Origin of the sequence: Mycobacterium sp. TY815 (assembly GCF_030755135.1) — a bacterium.
Classification (GTDB): Bacteria; Actinomycetota; Actinomycetes; order Mycobacteriales; family Mycobacteriaceae; genus Mycobacterium.
The window spans coordinates 1283597-1298199 of record NZ_JAUFRX010000002.1 but is presented as its reverse complement, the minus strand read 5'-3'; the positions used below and the strand labels follow the sequence as shown (position 1 = coordinate 1298199).

Sequence of the window (14603 nt, the reverse complement as noted above, 5' to 3'; positions counted from 1 at the left end):
ACGGTTCGACGAGGAAGTTCGGTGCCCGACGTACGGCCTTACGAGACGCTTCTCGCCAAAGGGGAAGACCGCAAACAGCGGATCCTCGAGGTGGCGCAGCGGCTGCTGTCACGCAACGGCTGGCGCAACACGACGCTGGCCCAGATCGCCCGCGAGGCGGGGGTGACCCCTGCGGGCCTGCTGCATCACTTCGAATCCAAGGAGCAGCTGCTGCACGCGGTGCTGGATGCGCGCGACGTCGACGACGACACGCACTCCGACCGGGGCGGTGATCTGCTGGGCGAGATCGCCCAGGTTGCCGACCGGTTCAGCCGGCAACCCGAGCTGGTCGGTACCTTCACCGTTCTCCTGGTGGAGAACATCGCGCCCGACGCTCCGTTGCACGACCGCCTGGTGAACCGCCAGCGGGACGCGACCGAGATCGTCGCCGCCGGTATCCGCCGCGGCCAGGCCGCCGGCCGGTATCGCGCCGACATCGACCCTGCCGTCAAGGCCGTAGAGATCCTCGCCTTCATTCACGGAATGGAAATGACATGGCTGCTCGACCCGTCGATACCCCTGACCGAGGTGTTCAAGGAGTACGCGGAAGCACTGGCGCGCGACTTCTCCCCGTCGGGGAGCACGACATGAGGTACCGGCTCGACGTCGTGGCGTCCAGCGTGGTCGACGTGGTGAAGTTCGCCGGCGGCTGGTTGTTCGACCGTTCGATGGCGGGCTGGGATGTCACGGTGCTGCTCACCGACCACCCCGACGACCGTCCGCTGCACATCCTGGGCGCTCGGACGCGCGACCTGGAATCGGTGCTGACCTCGGTGGGATCGCATCCGCGTCCCCAGGCCCTGGCCGCCGCCGCGGACCTGCTCGGCTCGGACCCGCGGGTCCGCGCCGGGGTGCTGCAAGCCCTCGACCACGGCGTCACCGAAGTGACGCTCTGGGGCACCACCTGGCCGGCCGAACTCGACGACAGCGTTGGGCGCGTTCAGCACCGGTTGAGCATGGCCGCACAGACGTTCAAGGCTAAAGCGCTGGCTGCCGCGGCAGTGCCGGTCGAGGCCGTCGGACCCGTCGAGACGTTCCGCAGCGGGGCGATGGCGTGCCCGTCGGTAGCGGCCGATCTGCTACCGGTCTGACCCGCTCCGGGCGGCGTTGCGGTTCAGCACGTCCTGTGGAAATGTAATACTCATAAGTGAGAGGCGCATTCTCGCGAGCCGAGATCCGAACGGAGCACGACATGGTGGATGACTTCACCGAACTGGATTTCTTCCGCGACCGCAGGCTCGTCGAGGATCCCTACCCGTACTACGAGGCGCTGCGACAGCAGTGCCCGGTCGCCCGCGAACCGCACCACGGTGTTGCCATGGTGACCGGTTGGGACGAGGCCTGTGCCGTGCTGAACGACGCGCAGACCTTCTCCTCGTGCATCTCGGTGACCGGCCCGTTCCCGGGATTCCCGGTGCCGTTGACCGGCCAGACCGACATCACCGAGCTGATCGAGCAGCACCGTGACGAACTGCCCTTCAGCGACCAGCTGCCCACGCTCGATCCGCCGACCCACACCAACCACCGTTCGTTGTTGATGCGGCTGATCACCCCGAAGCGCCTCAAGGAGAACGAGGACGCCATGTGGGTGCTGGCCGATCAGGTGCTCGACGGGTTTCTGGCGCCGGGTGAAGGGGAGTTCATCAAAGGCTTCGCCGGACCGTTCACGTTGCTGGTGATCGCCGACCTGCTCGGCGTGCCGATGGAAGATCGCGACTCCTTCGTCAAAGGCATCCGCCAGCACTCGGGCGGCGGCATCGGAAGCACCGGCAAGGAATCGCTGGCGCACAGCCCGCTGGAATTTCTCTACGGGCTGTTCTCCGACTATGTGCGGGACCGCCGTCGTGAGCCCCGCGACGACGTCCTGACCGGCCTGGCGACGGCCACCTACCCCGACGGTTCGACACCGGCGATCGAAGACGTGGCCCGCGTCGCCAGCAACGTGTTCTCGGCGGGGCAGGAAACCACCGTCCGGTTGCTGGGCGCGGCGCTGCAGATCATGGCCGAGCGGCCCGACATTCAGCAGCAGCTGCGTCGCGATCGCAGCCTGATCCCCAACTTCATCGAGGAGGCGCTGCGCGTCGAAAGTCCGGTCAAAGGCGACTTCCGGCTGAACCGGGTGCCCGTCAACGTCGGCGGCGTGGACCTTCCGGCCGGCACCACCCTGATGATCCTGCAGGCCGCCGCCAACCGCGATCCGCGCCGCTTCGAAGATCCGGCCACCTTCGACCCGGCGCGCAAGAACGCGCGGCAACACCTCTCGTTCGGACGCGGGATTCACAGCTGCCCGGGAGCTCCGCTAGCGCGCGCCGAAACCCGGGTCGCGATCGAGCGCCTGCTCGACCGGACCTCGGACATCCGGCTCAACGAGCGGGAACACGGTCCGGCGAATGACCGCCGCTATCAATATGTTCCGACCTACATCCTGCGCGGGCTGACCGAACTGCACCTGGAGTTCACGTCGGCATGAAAGGTCTGGCATGAGGGTGTGGGTCGACGACGGGAGTTGCCGTGGCCACGGCATGTGTCTGACGCTGTGCCCGGAAGTCTTCAGCCTGACCGACGACGGCTACGCCGAGGCGATAACGGGCGAGGTGCCGGCGGAATTCGAGGCAGCCACCCGCGAGGCCATCGAGTGCTGTCCGGAGCAGGCGATCAAGGAGCGGTGAGCGGCTCGGCGTCGCCGAACGTGAACTCACGGAGAGATTTTCGTCCCGCGATCGCCACCAGCTCACGCTCGGCGCGCGGTCGGGAGCCTAGACGATCGAGATCGCCTGCCGCGGGCACTGCCGCACCGCTTCGCGAACCAGTTCCTCGTTCTCCGGAGTGACCTCCGGCTGCAGGACGGTCAGCATGTCGTCATCGCCCAGCAAGAACACGTCGGGCGCGATGCCCATGCACACCGCGTTGCTCTCGCAGAGGTCCCAGTCAACTTCGATTCTCATCGCAGCACCCTTACCGGTACGTTCTTCCAACCCGCGACATTCTGCATGTGGACGCGGTTGCAGTTCTCCCAGTCCACCTCATAACGGGGCATGAAGTCCAGCAGCTTTTCCAGCGCGATGCAGCTCTCCATGCGCGCCAGGGCCGCGCCGAGGCAGCTGTGTATTCCGTAGCCGAAGCTCAGGTTCAGCGCCTGGTGCCGGTCCCGGTCGATGTCGAATTCGTCGGGATTGGTCCAGGCCGACGGGTCCCGGTTGGCCGCGGCGTTGATCAGGAACACCGGCTTCATCGCCGGAATCGTGACGCCGTGCAGCTCAACATCTTTCAGTGAACAGCGCACCTGATACTGGGACGGCGCCTCATAGCGCAGCAGCTCCTCCACCGCGGCGGGGATTTTGCTGCGGTCCTGCAGCAGCTTCTGCCACTGCTCGGGGAAGCGGGCGAACACCACCGGCGCATTGCCGAGCAGCTTGGTCACCGTCTCTGCACCTGCGCCGCCCAAAAGGGTTGCAAATCCGGCGATCTCGATATCGTCCAGCTTGGTCATCTGGCCGTCTTCGCGCTCGATCTCCGCGTTGATCAGCTTGGTGAACAGGTCGTCCCGCGGTTCGGCGCGACGCTCCTGCAGCAGGCCGTAGTACAGCATCCCGGTCTCGATGTTGGCCTGCATGCCGCGCTCGCCGACCTCGACCTGCCCCGGCTCACGGTGCAGCGATTCGTCGATCAGGTGGCGCACCCGCTGTGCGTGCTCCTCGGGGACACCGAGCATCGTGGTGATGACTTCGACCGGGAACGGCCCCGAAAAGTCCTGCACCACATCGAAGCGGTCCGGATCGACCCTGCTCAGATACTTGTCAATCTTCTCGCCGACCATCTCGCGCTGGGCCTGGATGGCCCGCGGCGTGAAGACCTTGTTGAGCAGGCTGCGCATGTGCCGGTGGTCGGGCGGGTCCATGAAGATGATGGACTTCACGTCCGGCGGTTTGCCTGTCCGCACCATCGACAGGTCGATGCCGTAGGCGGAGGAGTACGTCTGAAAATTCTTAAGACCCGCCGCCACATCGGCATGACGCGTCAGCGCATAGAAGTCGTATTCCTCGCTGTAGTAGACCGGCGCCTCCTCCTGCATGCGCCGGTACGTGTCCCAGGCGCCGTTGAAGAAGTCCTCGGAGAACGGATCGAAGGTGACCTTCGATTTGGTCATGCAACGCTCCTTGCTGCTGAGCTGCGGGCTGGGGCCATTACAGCCGAACGCCTGACTGTAACGCTAACGGTAGCGGCTTCCGGGCGCGGCGGAAAGGAGCACAAGGTCCCCATTCCTCAGTCCTCCGCCGGGCGTGCAGCCGGCTTCACGCTCGAGTCCGACGGTGCGGCCCGCTGCACGCCGGCTGCGTGTGTCGCCACGCATTCGTCGACGAACGCGAACACGCTGCGGTGGTAGTCGGCGGCGTTGCGGCCGAGGCTGAGGTTGTGGCCCGCGTCAGGATGCCGGTTGCTGGTGAAAGCGGCTGCCCCGGAGAACATCTGGGCGATCTCGGCCAGATTCTCGTCGTCGCCCCGATACACCCGGTCATGCTCGCCGATGGTGAACCGCACCGGCACCCGCACCGCGGGCGCCAACTCGGGAAAGTAGCGGTGCGGCCAGTTGACCGCCACGTCCCGCTCGTAGGCAGGCGACGTCGACGAGTTCGTCACCCCGCGCAGGATGTCGGGCGGGTACAGGCGCATCGGCTCCCACAGCAGCTCGCGGGTACCGGGCGGACGCTCTTTCACGGCCGCCGCCCGCATGATCTCCTTGGCTGCGTCGTGGTAGCGCCTGCCGGTGCCGCCCAGTTCCAGACCCAACAAATCGGCACCCCGGTCGTCGGCGGCCATCCGCGTCGCCAGCTCGCACCCGCCGGAATGGCCCAGCACGAACAACCCGGCGCCGCGTGCCCGCTCGCCCAGAATGCGTTCCACGGCACCGTAAGCGAGATCAACGCGCTGCTCAGGGGTCTGCACCGCTTCCGGATAAGGGGCTGAACTGCCGTGCCCCGGCCGGTCTAGCGCGATGACCGTGTAGCCCGACTCCGAACCCAGTCGCAGCAGCGACAACTCGGGGTGTCCCGGGCAGTCGAAGTACACGGCGGTGGTGCCGCCGCCGTGGATCGCCACGATGACGGCCTTGGGCTCGTCGGCCTCGGCGATCACCCCGGACATGGGTACGCCGTCGACGATTACGACTCTCGGGCGGGGATTCATGCGCCGCTCTCCCCCGCAAGCGGGTGGTGCCCCCACCTCATCGCTGCGTCCCCCGCAAGCGGGTGGTGCCCCCACTGCATCGTCGCCGGCGCGGACTCATGCGCCGCTCCGCAGCAGGATCACGCCGCTCGGCGTGAGGCCGCCGCTGCTGACTACTCCGACGCGGGCGTCGGCGACCTGACGCGCGCCGGCCTCGCCGCGCAGCTGTGTGACGGCCTCATGCAGCAGGCCCATCCCATGGGTGCGGCCGTGCGAGAGCTGGCCGCCGTGCGTGTTGACCGGTATGACGCCGTCGCGGGCGATGTTCTTGCCGCCGTCCAGGAATTCACGCGCCTCGCCGATGCCGCAGAATCCGAGCGCCTCGATCCAGGACAGGCAGTTCATGGTGAACCCGTCGTAGAGCTCGGCCACGTCGACGTCGCTGGGGCGCAACGACGTTCGCGTCCACAGATGCGCCGCTTGCCCCAGCACCTGCGGCTCGTGAGTGAGCGTGCTCTGGTCCCAGTCGATGCGCTCGATGATCTGGGTCCCGACCGCCTCGACCAGGACCGGTGGCTTGGCCAGATCGCGGGCGGCGTCGACGGCCGAGACGATGACGGCGATGGCGCCGTCACAGGGGACGTCGCAGTCGTAGAGGCCGAACGGCGTGGTGATCGGCCGCGCGTTCAGGTAGTCCTCCATGGTCATCGGGTCGCGGTAGACGGCGGTGGGGTTGAGTGCGGCGTTGGCACGCTGATTCAGCGCGATCCAGCCCAGCGTCTCCTTGGTGGTGCCGTACCGATGAAAGTGCCGCTGCGCGTTGAGTGCCAGCGTGTGGGCGGCCGACGTGGCGCCGAACGGCCACTGCCAGCTCGCGGTGCGGCCGCCCGAGGGGGTGATCCTGCCCTGCTTCATCAGCTCGTTGAAGGTGGCCTCCCACAACGTCCGGAAACACAGCACGTGACGCGCCAGGCCGGCCGAGACCGCGAGCATGGCGGCGATCACCGAACCGCCCGGGCCGAAAGTCTCCATGCCGCCGTTGTGCCAGACCGGCCGGATGCCCAAGGCCGCTTCCAGGGCGGTGACCCCGCCTTCGCCGAATCCGCCGAAGTTGCCGCCGCCGGGGTAGGTGGACAGGCCGTCGATATCGGCGAAGGTCAGGCCGGCATCGGCGATCGCCGCCTCGCAGGCCTGCACGGTCAGCGCCAACGCGGGCACCATCTGGCGGCGACCGATCGGTGACATCCCGATTCCGGTCAGGGCCACGTTGTCTTCGAACTTCTGGCTGGTCAGCATTGGGCGGACATATTCGCCGAAGCGCTCCGGCGCGATCTCGTCCTCGGGCAGCGGGCCCGGCTCGGCGTCGGGAGCGGGGCGGAACAGCGGCAGCCACACGTCTTCGATGTGTTCGAACACCACCTCGACGGTCTGGCCCAGCTCCAATTCGGCTGGATCGAACTCGATGATGTTGGTGGTCAACCGAACCCGCGGGTCCTCGACGATGGCGACTTGCGCGACCACATACGGCGCCGGCATGCCGGGCAGGCTGAACCGGTGATTCACGGTGAAGCCGGCCAGTGTCGCCCTACCGGAGACGTCGCGCACACCGATGTCGCGGCCGCGGCAATAGCGGCACACCGGTGCGGGCGGGTGGATCAGCGATTGGCAGGTCCGGCACTCCTGGAAGCGTAATACGTTGTCGGCGCCTGCTTTCCAGAAGAATTCGTTCTCGTCCGTGAGCTGGGGGAGCGGCCGCCCCGGTGCCGCCGACGCGCCTGTCACCGGATGAATCCCCACTCCGCTTCGTTGTCCTCGGTCTTGACGTGTGAGGCGGGATCGTCCTCCTCGTGCAGTTCGGGGTGCGGGATGCTCGGCTTGGGCTCACCGATCTCGGTGATGGCGTGCACCGGGCAATCCAGCAGCGCCCGCATGACCTTGTCGTGGTCTTCTTCCGGCACGGTGCCGTCACCGATCAGGCAGGCGTAGCCCCAGTCGTCGAGTGAGAAGTAGCCGGGTGCGTGCTTGCCGCACAGGCCGAAGCCGTCGCAGACGGTGCGGTCCAGACGAATCTTCATGATCCCCCAATGGCCTCGTAGGGGCGTTCGGCGCGGTACGCGCCGCGGCTGCAGTCCGGACAGGCGCCCTCGAGATGGCGCGCCACCTCGTCGGGAAACTGGTCGAGCAGGGTGGCGGCGACATTGCATGCGGCGTCCAGAGTTCCGCAGGCGCCGCGCCCGCGCAGCACCACCGACCAGCGCTTCAACCGGTCGAGGTCCTCGGTCGTCGCCACACCGTCGCGCAGGGCACCCGCGGCGGCCGCCATGGCCGCGGTCCCGTTGAAGCACGAACCACACTGCCCGGCGTTCTCGCGGTCGAAATACGCTGCCACCGCGGCCGCCACCGCGACCGGGCATTCGTCGGTGATCAACGAGATTGCGCCGCAACCCAGTCCGCTTCCGATGCCGCGGATCGTCTCATGGTCGAGCGTGGTGTCCAGTACCCGGCGGTTCACCAGGCCGGCGAAATAGCCACCCATCAGCACGCCGCGCACGTCGTCCGGCGAAACGCCATGCCGGGCAAGCAGTTCGGTGAAAGGTAGGCCGTGCGGGAGTTCGTAGAGGACGGCTGCTCGGCCCGCGCCGGTGATGGTGGCCAGGAACGTACCGGGGGACTGCGTCGTGCCCTGCGCCCGAAATACCGCCGAGCCGTGGCCGTGGACGTAGGCCAGATTGGCCAGCGTCTCGACGTTGCTCACCAGCGTCGGCCGTCCGTCGACTCCGGATTCGAAGGGGCGCGGCGGCTTGTCGGTCGGCTTGGCCGGTCCGCCGTTGATGGCCTGCACGGCGGCGGTTTCCTCGCCGGCCACATAGCCCGGCTGCACCGAGAACACCTCGACGTCGCGAGAGTCGAGTTCACTCAACGCCGATTCCACGCTGCGCGCCGAGTCGGGATCGGAGACAAGGACATAGCTGCGGGTGGTACCGACCAGCGCCGCCGCCAACCGCAGTCCGTCGAGCACCAGATGCGGCCGGTTGCGCAGCAACCAGCGGTCTTTGACCGAAGCCGGTTCGCCCTCTTCACCATTGGCCACGACGACGGGTCCGTGGCCGTTGGCGCGCACCGCCCGGATTTTCACCGCAAGCGGGAACGCCGCCCCGCCCCGGCCGAGCAGTCCGCTGGCGTCGACCTCGGCCAGTAGCTCATCGGCGTTGACAACCAGCCGGTAGCCGCCGCGCTCGCGGTAGGCGGACAGATCTTCTCGGCCGTCCACGAGTAGCCGAGGCGGGAAGCCGGGCCAGGCAACGGTACTGATCGCAACGTCCGCGGTGGTCATCGGCCGGCTCCCGTTAGGCTTGGCCGCATGCGGACTGCGGTGGTACGCGTCAACGTCGACCAGACCGGTGCACTGACTCCGGCGCAGTTAGGTGAGGGCATGGCCACGCTCCTCGGTCTCACTCGGGAAATCGGTGCCGACGTCGTCGACAACGACCTCGCGAACCGCCCGCCCCACCGGCGTGAGGTCGAGCTGCTGATCGTCGGTGATGATGTCGAAGCGACCAAGGCGATGGCAATAGACCTGTGCAGCAAGGCTTTCGGCAGCGCTCCGGCGGTTGGCGTGGTCACCTTCATCAGCCGGGGGACTGACGACGACGCCCACGGGGTGCTCTCGGCGTTCGGCCTCGCCGGCGACATCACGCGGCAACCCGGTGACGACGGCTACGACATCGTCTATGTCACGCTGCGCGAAGCCGACCTCGATCGCGTCCCGGAAAGCCGGATCCACACCGCGCTCGAGGCCTCGCTCAACTGCGAGGTCCACATCCGCACCAGCTGAACGCATCAGCGATCCAGGAACTCGAGGATCGCCGGCGCGGCCTGCACCCAGGTGTCGAACATGTTGAAGTGGGAGACGCGGCCCGCCGCGCGATCTTCGGACGCGCGTTCCCACGCGTCCTCCGGCCACGGCGGGTCGATCAGCTCCGATCCCTTGATCAGGCAATGGACTTCCAGCGACGTGCGTTTGGGGTGATCCATGTCGTTCTCGCCGCCGCGGATGATCAGCGTGGGAACCTTGATGCGGTCGAACATCTCGTCTTCGACGCCCGGAATCGTCTGGCCCGGTTTGGAAACGAATGCATTGAGCCAGCGCAGCATCACCTTGAGGAAGTCATTGGAGTCGAAGTCGAGGAACCGCTGCTTGTTGGCCGGGTTCTCCGCGATCCGGTCGCGCCACTCCGACACCTTGATCACGCCGTCCATCCCGGTTCCCCGCACCGCGAGAATGCTCGGGACGATATAGAAGGAACCCAGCACGAAGGTGCCATAGATGCCGCCGACGATATTCCACACCACCAGTTTGGTGACCATCTCCGGATAGAGCATCGTGGTGAGCATGGAATCCCTTGCGCCACCGGAGCCTCCGGCCAGGATGCATCGCTCGAAGCCCAGGCTCGTCACCAGTTTGTGCAGTGTCTCGGCGCGCATGTGGGATTCACTCTGACCGTAGAACTGCACATCGGAGGCGCCGCAGTTGGGCCGGTCCCACAGCAGTACCCGGTAGCCGCCGTCGACCAGGGCGTCGGCCAGCGGACGTAGTCCCTCGATGTCCTTGCTGAACCGGCCCCCGGGCGTCAGTGCGATGAGATCACCTGATTCACCGAGGATTTCGTAGACGACGTTGCCGCCGTTGACCTCGATCGAAGACACGCCCGGTTTCATCACGCCTGCACCAGCACATCGTTGTCGATCACGCGGACCGGGTAGGTGCGGATACTCCACTCCGGCTTGACCGCGGTGGTACCGGTCGCCAACTCGAAACCCCATTGATGCCAAGGACAGTAGATGTACTCCAGGTCGCGCACCATGACGGCGTCACCGGCGGCGGTCTCGTCCACGATGGTGCGCCCCCGCGCCCGTCCCGAACACAGCGGGCCACCCTGGTGCGGACAGTAATTGGCGATCGCGTAGAAGGTTCCGTTGACGTTGTAGACACCCACCCCGTGGCGGCCGATCGGCACGAGTTTATGGGTGCCGGGCGGAATTTCGTCCACCGTCGCGACAACGTGTTCGCGACCCTGAGCCAGGCGGGGTCGCGGCTTTTCCTCCGGCATTCAGAGCACCCGAACCTGACCCTCGAGGACCGGGACGGTCTCCGGCAGGTGATAGGTCGCGATGCCGTTCTTGTACATCACCGCATCCCGTGCGCCCTTGGGCAGATGCTTGACCAGCCAGCGCGGATCGTCGAAGGTCCAGTGCGGGTAGTCCGAGGAGAACAACAGGATCTTGTCGCACTCCATCCACTCCAGCATGCGGGTGAGTTCGGTCTTGTCCTCGGGATAGTCCAGCGGCTGGGTGGTGAACTTGATGTGTTCCTTGACGTATTCCGACGGCTTGCGCTTGATGTCGACGCGCGACTTGCGGGCCTCGTAGATCGCGTCCATCCGCCACATCAGCGGCAGAATCCAGGTGAAGGCGTGCTCGACGAAGACGATGCGCAGCGTCGGGAACCGGTCGAAGACGCCGTCGAAGATCAGACTCATCACCTGGTTGGCGGCCAGCAGCGAGTACGTGACCATGAAATCGTGGTTGTAGCTGGGGAAGCCGACCGGCGGGGTGGGCAGCATCTCGTAGTTGCTGCGGGACAGGTGGCAACTCACGGTGATGTCGTGCTTGGTGGCCGCTTCCCAGATCGGGTAGTACATGGGGTGACCCCATGACGGGCGTGGCTCGGCCTTGATCAGGATCTGCGCCATATAGGGGTGGCCGGCCCACTCCTCGATTTCGCGGGCGGCGCCCGCGGGGTCTTCGACGGCCGCGCAGATCGACCCGCGCCAGCGCTGGTGCCAGTTGTTGTGGCTGTCCAGCCAATGGTTGGCCTGCCAGTGGTTCAGTGCGGTCGAGTAGGCCTGGTGCGCCTCGGGAAGCCGCGGGGTGCGCCCGCCCGGCTCCAGGATCGCGATGTCGGAACCGGCCTCCATGATCAGCTGACGGAACGCCATGTCCGGGTCACTGCCCGGGAATTCGCCGTCCGGCGGGAACGTGTCGACCCGCATGGCGAAGGAGTGTGCGTAGTCGGGGGCGTCGTAGTAGATCAACTCGCCCACCTTGTGGTCGAGGAAGAACTTGCTGCGCCACGGCTCGGGGATGTACTGGGTGATCTCCCCGCGTTTGGGAACCGGGTGGACGTCGGAGTCGACGCACCGGACGGCGATGCGCTCGGCGGCGGGAACCCGTTCATGGATGTGAGTCAGCGACATTGCCATCTCCCTGCCATAGGTCTCACTCACTTCTACTGTGCGCCCGAGCCGACGGCGATGTCTATGCCGTAGAGCCCGGCCGCGTTGCGCCAGCACAACTTTTCGTGTTGCTCCGCCGAAAGTGCCTGGGGCAGCGCGGTGACGTCGGCACACTGCCAGTGCGGATAGCTGGACCCGAACATCACCATGTCGTCCTTGCCGGTGAAACGCAGCCAATCACCGGCGAAATCGGCGTCACCGGGGCCGTCCATGGCGCCCTGCACGAAGTGCACGTGGCCGGGCAGGTAGTCACTCGGTATCCGCGGCGCCCAGGGTGTCTGCTCCAGGTGCGGGCGGCCGAAGGTGTCCATCCGCCAGATGAACGGCGTGACGAAATCTCCGGCGCCGTCCGCGAACACGAACTTCAGCGCCGGAAAGCGCTCGAACACACCCTCGGCGATCATGTTCATCAGGTGATACAGGTAGTTCAGCGCCATGAAGCTGACGTACTGCTCGTAGGTGCGGGTGTGCCCGGAGGGGGTCGGCGGGAATCCGATGCCCTCGCCCGACTCGATGTGCACCGCCACCGGAAGGTTCGCGTCGGCCGCCGCTTCCCACAACGGCCAGAACTGGGGTTTGCCGTAGACCTCGCGCGACTGCAGGGGAACGCCGATCTGCACCACCCTCGGATGCCCGCGCCACTTCTCGAGTTCACGCACCGCGCCGGCGATGTCGTCGGGGTTGACCCGGATGGTGCCGCGGAACCGGTCACCGAACTCGGGATGCTCGAGCCAGCGCGACACCATCATCTCGTTGTGGGCGGCGTGCAGTGCGGTGCCCAGATGGCGGTCCGGCATGATGCCCCGCCCCATCGGGTGCAGGATCGCCACGTCCACCCCGCGCTTCGAAAACAGCTCAGCGGCAACGAAATCCGGGTCCGAACCGGGATAGCGGCGACCGCGCTCGGGTCCCTCGGTATCGGGTGCGTATTCGCTGCCGGGAGCGCCGTACCAGTCCATCTCGTAGTCCGGGAAGCCCCGGCTCTTGAATGGCTCACGCAGAAAGTTGCGCAGGTCCTTGTTGGTGGGGAAGAAGATGTGAACGCTGGCGTCGATGACCGGCGTACGCGTCCCGTCAGCGCGTTCGATCACGAGATCCATCCTCCCGCCGTAGCTGCATCTGTCCTGGTAACGGCGCTTTTGCTGTCAAATTGTGAGCATTGTTCTTGAATCCGGATAATAACATTCTCTGCAAGAAATGTAACTCACAGCGGCACCGGTCCCACCCTGACGCCGGCGGCCTCCTCGAACGGTTTGATCACGGAGGTGAAGTCGGAATCCGGTCCCTGGCTTTGTGCCGCCGCTTCCCAGAGCCGTCCCACGGCCTCGGCGATCTCCACCGGGACACCGAGTGCGGCGGCCTCCTCCAGGAAGAGGCGCACATCCTTGACCATCAGTCCGGTGGCGAACCCGTAGTCGAAGGTGCGCGGCAGGATCGCCCGCGGGAACTTGTCGCGGCTCGCGCTGGTCGCGCCGGACCCTGCGTTGAGCACGTCGATCATGACGGCCGGGTCCAGGCCCGCCTTGACCCCCATCACCACGACTTCAGCCGTGGCGACCAGCACATTGGCGGCCAGGATGTTGTTGGCGAGTTTCAAGGTCTGAGCGGAACCGGGTTTGGCGCCGACGTAGAGGGGGCGGCCCAGCACATCCAGCACCGGCCTGAGGGCATCGAATTCGGCGCGCGGACCGGACACCATGAGCGCGAGCGTGCCGCGTTCGGCGCCGCCGGCACCGCCACTGACCGGACTGTCCAGCGCGGTGATGTCACGCTCCGCGAGGCGGTCGTGGATCTGGGCCGCCGCGCGGCTGCCGACGGTGGACAGATCGACGTAGCGCTTGACGAGCGAGCCTTCGATCACTCCGGCCGCCCCGGTGGCCACCTCGAGACTGACGGCCGGGGTGGGCAGACTCGCCAGCACGGTCTCGGCACGATCGGCGACGTCGCGCGGCGATGTTGCGGCCGCTGCCCCGAGTCGCGCCACTGCCTCGGCGCGCGTGTCGAACGCGACGACCTCATGGCCCGCCTCGACGAGACGGCGCGCCATGGGCAGGCCCATATTGCCCAGCCCGATGAAGCCGATGGTCACCCTGCTAACCCTCGTCCAGTTCGGCGAAGATTTCACCCGCGGTGCGGAAGCTGTCCACGGCCGCCGGAACCCCGGCGTAGATGGCGACCTGCAGGAAGACCTCGCGGATCTCGTCGCGCGTGACGCCGTTGGTCAGGGCGGCCCGCAGGTGCGTGCGCAGCTCGTGCGGCCGGTTGAGCACCGACGTCATGGCCAGGTTGAGCATGCTGCGAGTCTTGCGTGTCAGGCCGTCCCGCCCCCATACCGCACCCCAGCAATACTCGGTCACCAGATCCTGCAGGGGCCCGGTCAAGTCGTCGGCCTGCGCGATCGCGTTGTCGACGTACTCCTTACCCAGGACTTCCGAGCGGATCTGCCGTCCCCGCTGATAGGTTTCGCTGTCCACTGCCGTGCTCCTTTGCTACGAGTGCGAGTAGCCAGGAGTCTAGGCGGCCGGCGAATTATCTTGCTGGGAAACGGGATTGAGCCGCCAGCTCAGTGGCACGCCCAATTGACGACCCAGCCGCCGCCGAGATTGGCGATCGCGCGCTGTTCGGCCGCCTGCCGGGAGAGACCCACGCCGCCGTGATAGGTCGTGCCGTTGTGGGCGACCGCGCCGCATTGGGTGAAGCTGGCTACGACGGTGCAGGTGTCGACGCCGCAGCGCTGCACTGCGAGTCGCTCCGCCATCGATTTGTTCTTCTGCCGCCACGCTTTGCCGGATGAGCCGTCGTGGCCGTAGGCGATGGCGCCGTAGAAGGTGTGGTACGGCGGCAGATTGCCGGGATGGGTACGGGCGTCGGCCGGATGAATGAGCATGACCGTGGCGGCGGCTGCTAGCAGGCTGGCGAGCACCAGTGCGACGCGACGCCGTTGTCGTGTCGTCATTGTCTTGACCTTTCCCAGGCGTGGCCTGTGTGAGGACAAATTTACGAGGACGAAATATCCAACTTCTACAATACCGGCGACCAGCCCAGAGATCATCCGCCGAAAGGGCTCGCCGGTGCCCCTTCGTCACCTGCCACGACCTCATGTAC

18 protein-coding genes and 1 pseudogene are annotated in these 14603 nt (G+C 66.5%); 5 read left to right on the top strand and 14 right to left on the bottom strand.

The annotated features are described in order from the left end of the window. The first annotated feature begins 21 nt into the window (after positions 1-21). The 4 genes from QXK92_RS25475 to QXK92_RS25460 all read left to right on the top strand — a co-directional run bounded on the left by QXK92_RS25475 (position 22) and on the right by QXK92_RS25460 (position 2708). Entirely contained in the window at positions 22-630 is a 609-nt protein-coding gene (locus QXK92_RS25475) for a TetR/AcrR family transcriptional regulator (RefSeq protein ID WP_306246226.1), read from the top strand. Continuing rightward, the gene (locus tag QXK92_RS25470; protein ID WP_306246224.1) at positions 627-1130 is read left to right on the top strand and encodes a hypothetical protein; all 504 of its coding nucleotides are present in this window, start codon (positions 627-629) and stop codon (positions 1128-1130) included. Before QXK92_RS25475 ends, QXK92_RS25470 begins: the two co-directional genes overlap by 4 nt. Before the next feature lie 101 nt (positions 1131-1231). Next, a complete protein-coding gene (locus QXK92_RS25465; protein WP_306246222.1) occupies positions 1232-2509 on the top strand; it encodes a cytochrome P450 in 1278 nt (425 codons plus the stop codon). Between the two features lie 10 nt (positions 2510-2519). Then, a complete protein-coding gene (locus tag QXK92_RS25460) occupies positions 2520-2708 on the top strand; it encodes a ferredoxin (RefSeq protein ID WP_306246220.1) in 189 nt (62 codons plus the stop codon). An 87-nt stretch (positions 2709-2795) separates the two neighbouring features. On the opposite strand, the gene QXK92_RS25455 is transcribed toward QXK92_RS25460, so the two are convergent. The 7 genes and pseudogenes from QXK92_RS25455 to QXK92_RS25430 all read right to left on the bottom strand — a co-directional run bounded on the left by QXK92_RS25455 (position 2796) and on the right by QXK92_RS25430 (position 8536). Continuing rightward, on the bottom strand, positions 2796-2984 hold the full coding sequence (locus QXK92_RS25455) for a ferredoxin (RefSeq protein WP_055580544.1): 189 nt from the start codon (positions 2982-2984) through the stop codon (positions 2796-2798). Next, entirely contained in the window at positions 2981-4186 is a 1206-nt protein-coding gene (locus QXK92_RS25450) for a cytochrome P450 (RefSeq protein ID WP_306246218.1), read from the bottom strand. Before QXK92_RS25450 ends, QXK92_RS25455 begins: the two co-directional genes overlap by 4 nt. A 116-nt stretch (positions 4187-4302) precedes the next feature. Beyond that, positions 4303-5223 carry an alpha/beta hydrolase gene (locus tag QXK92_RS25445; protein WP_306246216.1) on the bottom strand — a complete coding sequence of 307 codons (921 nt, stop codon included), beginning with the start codon at positions 5221-5223 and terminating at the stop codon, positions 4303-4305. Beyond that, positions 5223-5298, bottom strand: a pseudogene (locus tag QXK92_RS34150) (hypothetical protein); the annotation flags it as partial. The pseudogene QXK92_RS34150 and the gene QXK92_RS25445, both read right to left, overlap by 1 nt. Before the next feature lie 21 nt (positions 5299-5319). Continuing rightward, positions 5320-6984, bottom strand: a complete 1665-nt coding sequence (locus tag QXK92_RS25440) for an OB-fold domain-containing protein (RefSeq protein ID WP_306246214.1) — start codon at positions 6982-6984, stop codon at positions 5320-5322. After that, the gene (locus QXK92_RS25435) at positions 6981-7277 is read right to left on the bottom strand and encodes a ferredoxin (protein WP_306246212.1); all 297 of its coding nucleotides are present in this window, start codon (positions 7275-7277) and stop codon (positions 6981-6983) included. Before QXK92_RS25435 ends, QXK92_RS25440 begins: the two co-directional genes overlap by 4 nt. Beyond that, positions 7274-8536, bottom strand: coding sequence for an NADH-ubiquinone oxidoreductase-F iron-sulfur binding region domain-containing protein (locus tag QXK92_RS25430; protein WP_306246210.1), 1263 nt, complete (start codon positions 8534-8536; stop codon positions 7274-7276). The genes QXK92_RS25435 and QXK92_RS25430 overlap by 4 nt, the downstream gene beginning before the upstream one ends. Before the next feature lie 27 nt (positions 8537-8563). On the opposite strand from QXK92_RS25430, the gene QXK92_RS25425 reads away from it, so the two are divergent. Then, positions 8564-9037, top strand: a complete 474-nt coding sequence (locus QXK92_RS25425) for a hypothetical protein (RefSeq protein ID WP_306246208.1) — start codon at positions 8564-8566, stop codon at positions 9035-9037. Positions 9038-9042: 5 nt separating this feature from the next. On the opposite strand, the gene QXK92_RS25420 is transcribed toward QXK92_RS25425, so the two are convergent. From QXK92_RS25420 to QXK92_RS25390, 7 genes are all read right to left on the bottom strand, one after another. Then, on the bottom strand, positions 9043-9909 hold the full coding sequence (locus QXK92_RS25420) for an alpha/beta fold hydrolase (RefSeq protein ID WP_306246206.1): 867 nt from the start codon (positions 9907-9909) through the stop codon (positions 9043-9045). An 11-nt stretch (positions 9910-9920) separates the two neighbouring features. Then, complete coding sequence (locus QXK92_RS25415) at positions 9921-10313, bottom strand: Rieske 2Fe-2S domain-containing protein (protein WP_306246204.1); 393 nt, start codon at positions 10311-10313, stop codon at positions 9921-9923. Continuing rightward, complete coding sequence (locus QXK92_RS25410) at positions 10314-11459, bottom strand: amidohydrolase family protein (protein WP_306246202.1); 1146 nt, start codon at positions 11457-11459, stop codon at positions 10314-10316. A gap of 32 nt (positions 11460-11491) precedes the next feature. Beyond that, positions 11492-12589 carry an amidohydrolase family protein gene (locus QXK92_RS25405; RefSeq protein ID WP_306246200.1) on the bottom strand — a complete coding sequence of 366 codons (1098 nt, stop codon included), beginning with the start codon at positions 12587-12589 and terminating at the stop codon, positions 11492-11494. A gap of 113 nt (positions 12590-12702) precedes the next feature. Continuing rightward, the gene (locus QXK92_RS25400) at positions 12703-13587 is read right to left on the bottom strand and encodes an NAD(P)-dependent oxidoreductase (protein WP_306246198.1); all 885 of its coding nucleotides are present in this window, start codon (positions 13585-13587) and stop codon (positions 12703-12705) included. Between the two features lie 4 nt (positions 13588-13591). Beyond that, positions 13592-13972, bottom strand: coding sequence for a carboxymuconolactone decarboxylase family protein (locus tag QXK92_RS25395; protein ID WP_306246196.1), 381 nt, complete (start codon positions 13970-13972; stop codon positions 13592-13594). 89 nt (positions 13973-14061) lie between these two features. Continuing rightward, positions 14062-14454 (bottom strand): DUF4189 domain-containing protein, encoded by a 393-nt coding sequence (locus QXK92_RS25390; protein ID WP_306246194.1) that lies wholly within the window; start codon positions 14452-14454, stop codon positions 14062-14064. Positions 14455-14603: the final 149 nt, after the last annotated feature.

What these genes read in the sequence shown, in the direction of transcription:
- QXK92_RS25425 (WP_306246208.1), top strand. Translation starts at nt 8,564, where the DNA reads ATGCGGACTGCGGTGGTACGCGTCAACGTCGACCAGACCGGTGCACTG.
- QXK92_RS25430 (WP_306246210.1), bottom strand. Translation starts at nt 8,536, where the DNA reads ATGACCACCGCGGACGTTGCGATCAGTACCGTTGCCTGGCCCGGCTTC.
- QXK92_RS25410 (WP_306246202.1), bottom strand. Translation starts at nt 11,459, where the DNA reads ATGTCGCTGACTCACATCCATGAACGGGTTCCCGCCGCCGAGCGCATC.
- QXK92_RS25460 (WP_306246220.1), top strand. Translation starts at nt 2,520, where the DNA reads ATGAGGGTGTGGGTCGACGACGGGAGTTGCCGTGGCCACGGCATGTGT.
- QXK92_RS25455 (WP_055580544.1), bottom strand. Translation starts at nt 2,984, where the DNA reads ATGAGAATCGAAGTTGACTGGGACCTCTGCGAGAGCAACGCGGTGTGC.
- QXK92_RS25465 (WP_306246222.1), top strand. Translation starts at nt 1,232, where the DNA reads ATGGTGGATGACTTCACCGAACTGGATTTCTTCCGCGACCGCAGGCTC.
- QXK92_RS25470 (WP_306246224.1), top strand. Translation starts at nt 627, where the DNA reads ATGAGGTACCGGCTCGACGTCGTGGCGTCCAGCGTGGTCGACGTGGTG.
- QXK92_RS25435 (WP_306246212.1), bottom strand. Translation starts at nt 7,277, where the DNA reads ATGAAGATTCGTCTGGACCGCACCGTCTGCGACGGCTTCGGCCTGTGC.
- QXK92_RS25390 (WP_306246194.1), bottom strand. Translation starts at nt 14,454, where the DNA reads ATGACGACACGACAACGGCGTCGCGTCGCACTGGTGCTCGCCAGCCTG.
- QXK92_RS25445 (WP_306246216.1), bottom strand. Translation starts at nt 5,223, where the DNA reads ATGAATCCCCGCCCGAGAGTCGTAATCGTCGACGGCGTACCCATGTCC.
- QXK92_RS25415 (WP_306246204.1), bottom strand. Translation starts at nt 10,313, where the DNA reads ATGCCGGAGGAAAAGCCGCGACCCCGCCTGGCTCAGGGTCGCGAACAC.
- QXK92_RS25450 (WP_306246218.1), bottom strand. Translation starts at nt 4,186, where the DNA reads ATGACCAAATCGAAGGTCACCTTCGATCCGTTCTCCGAGGACTTCTTC.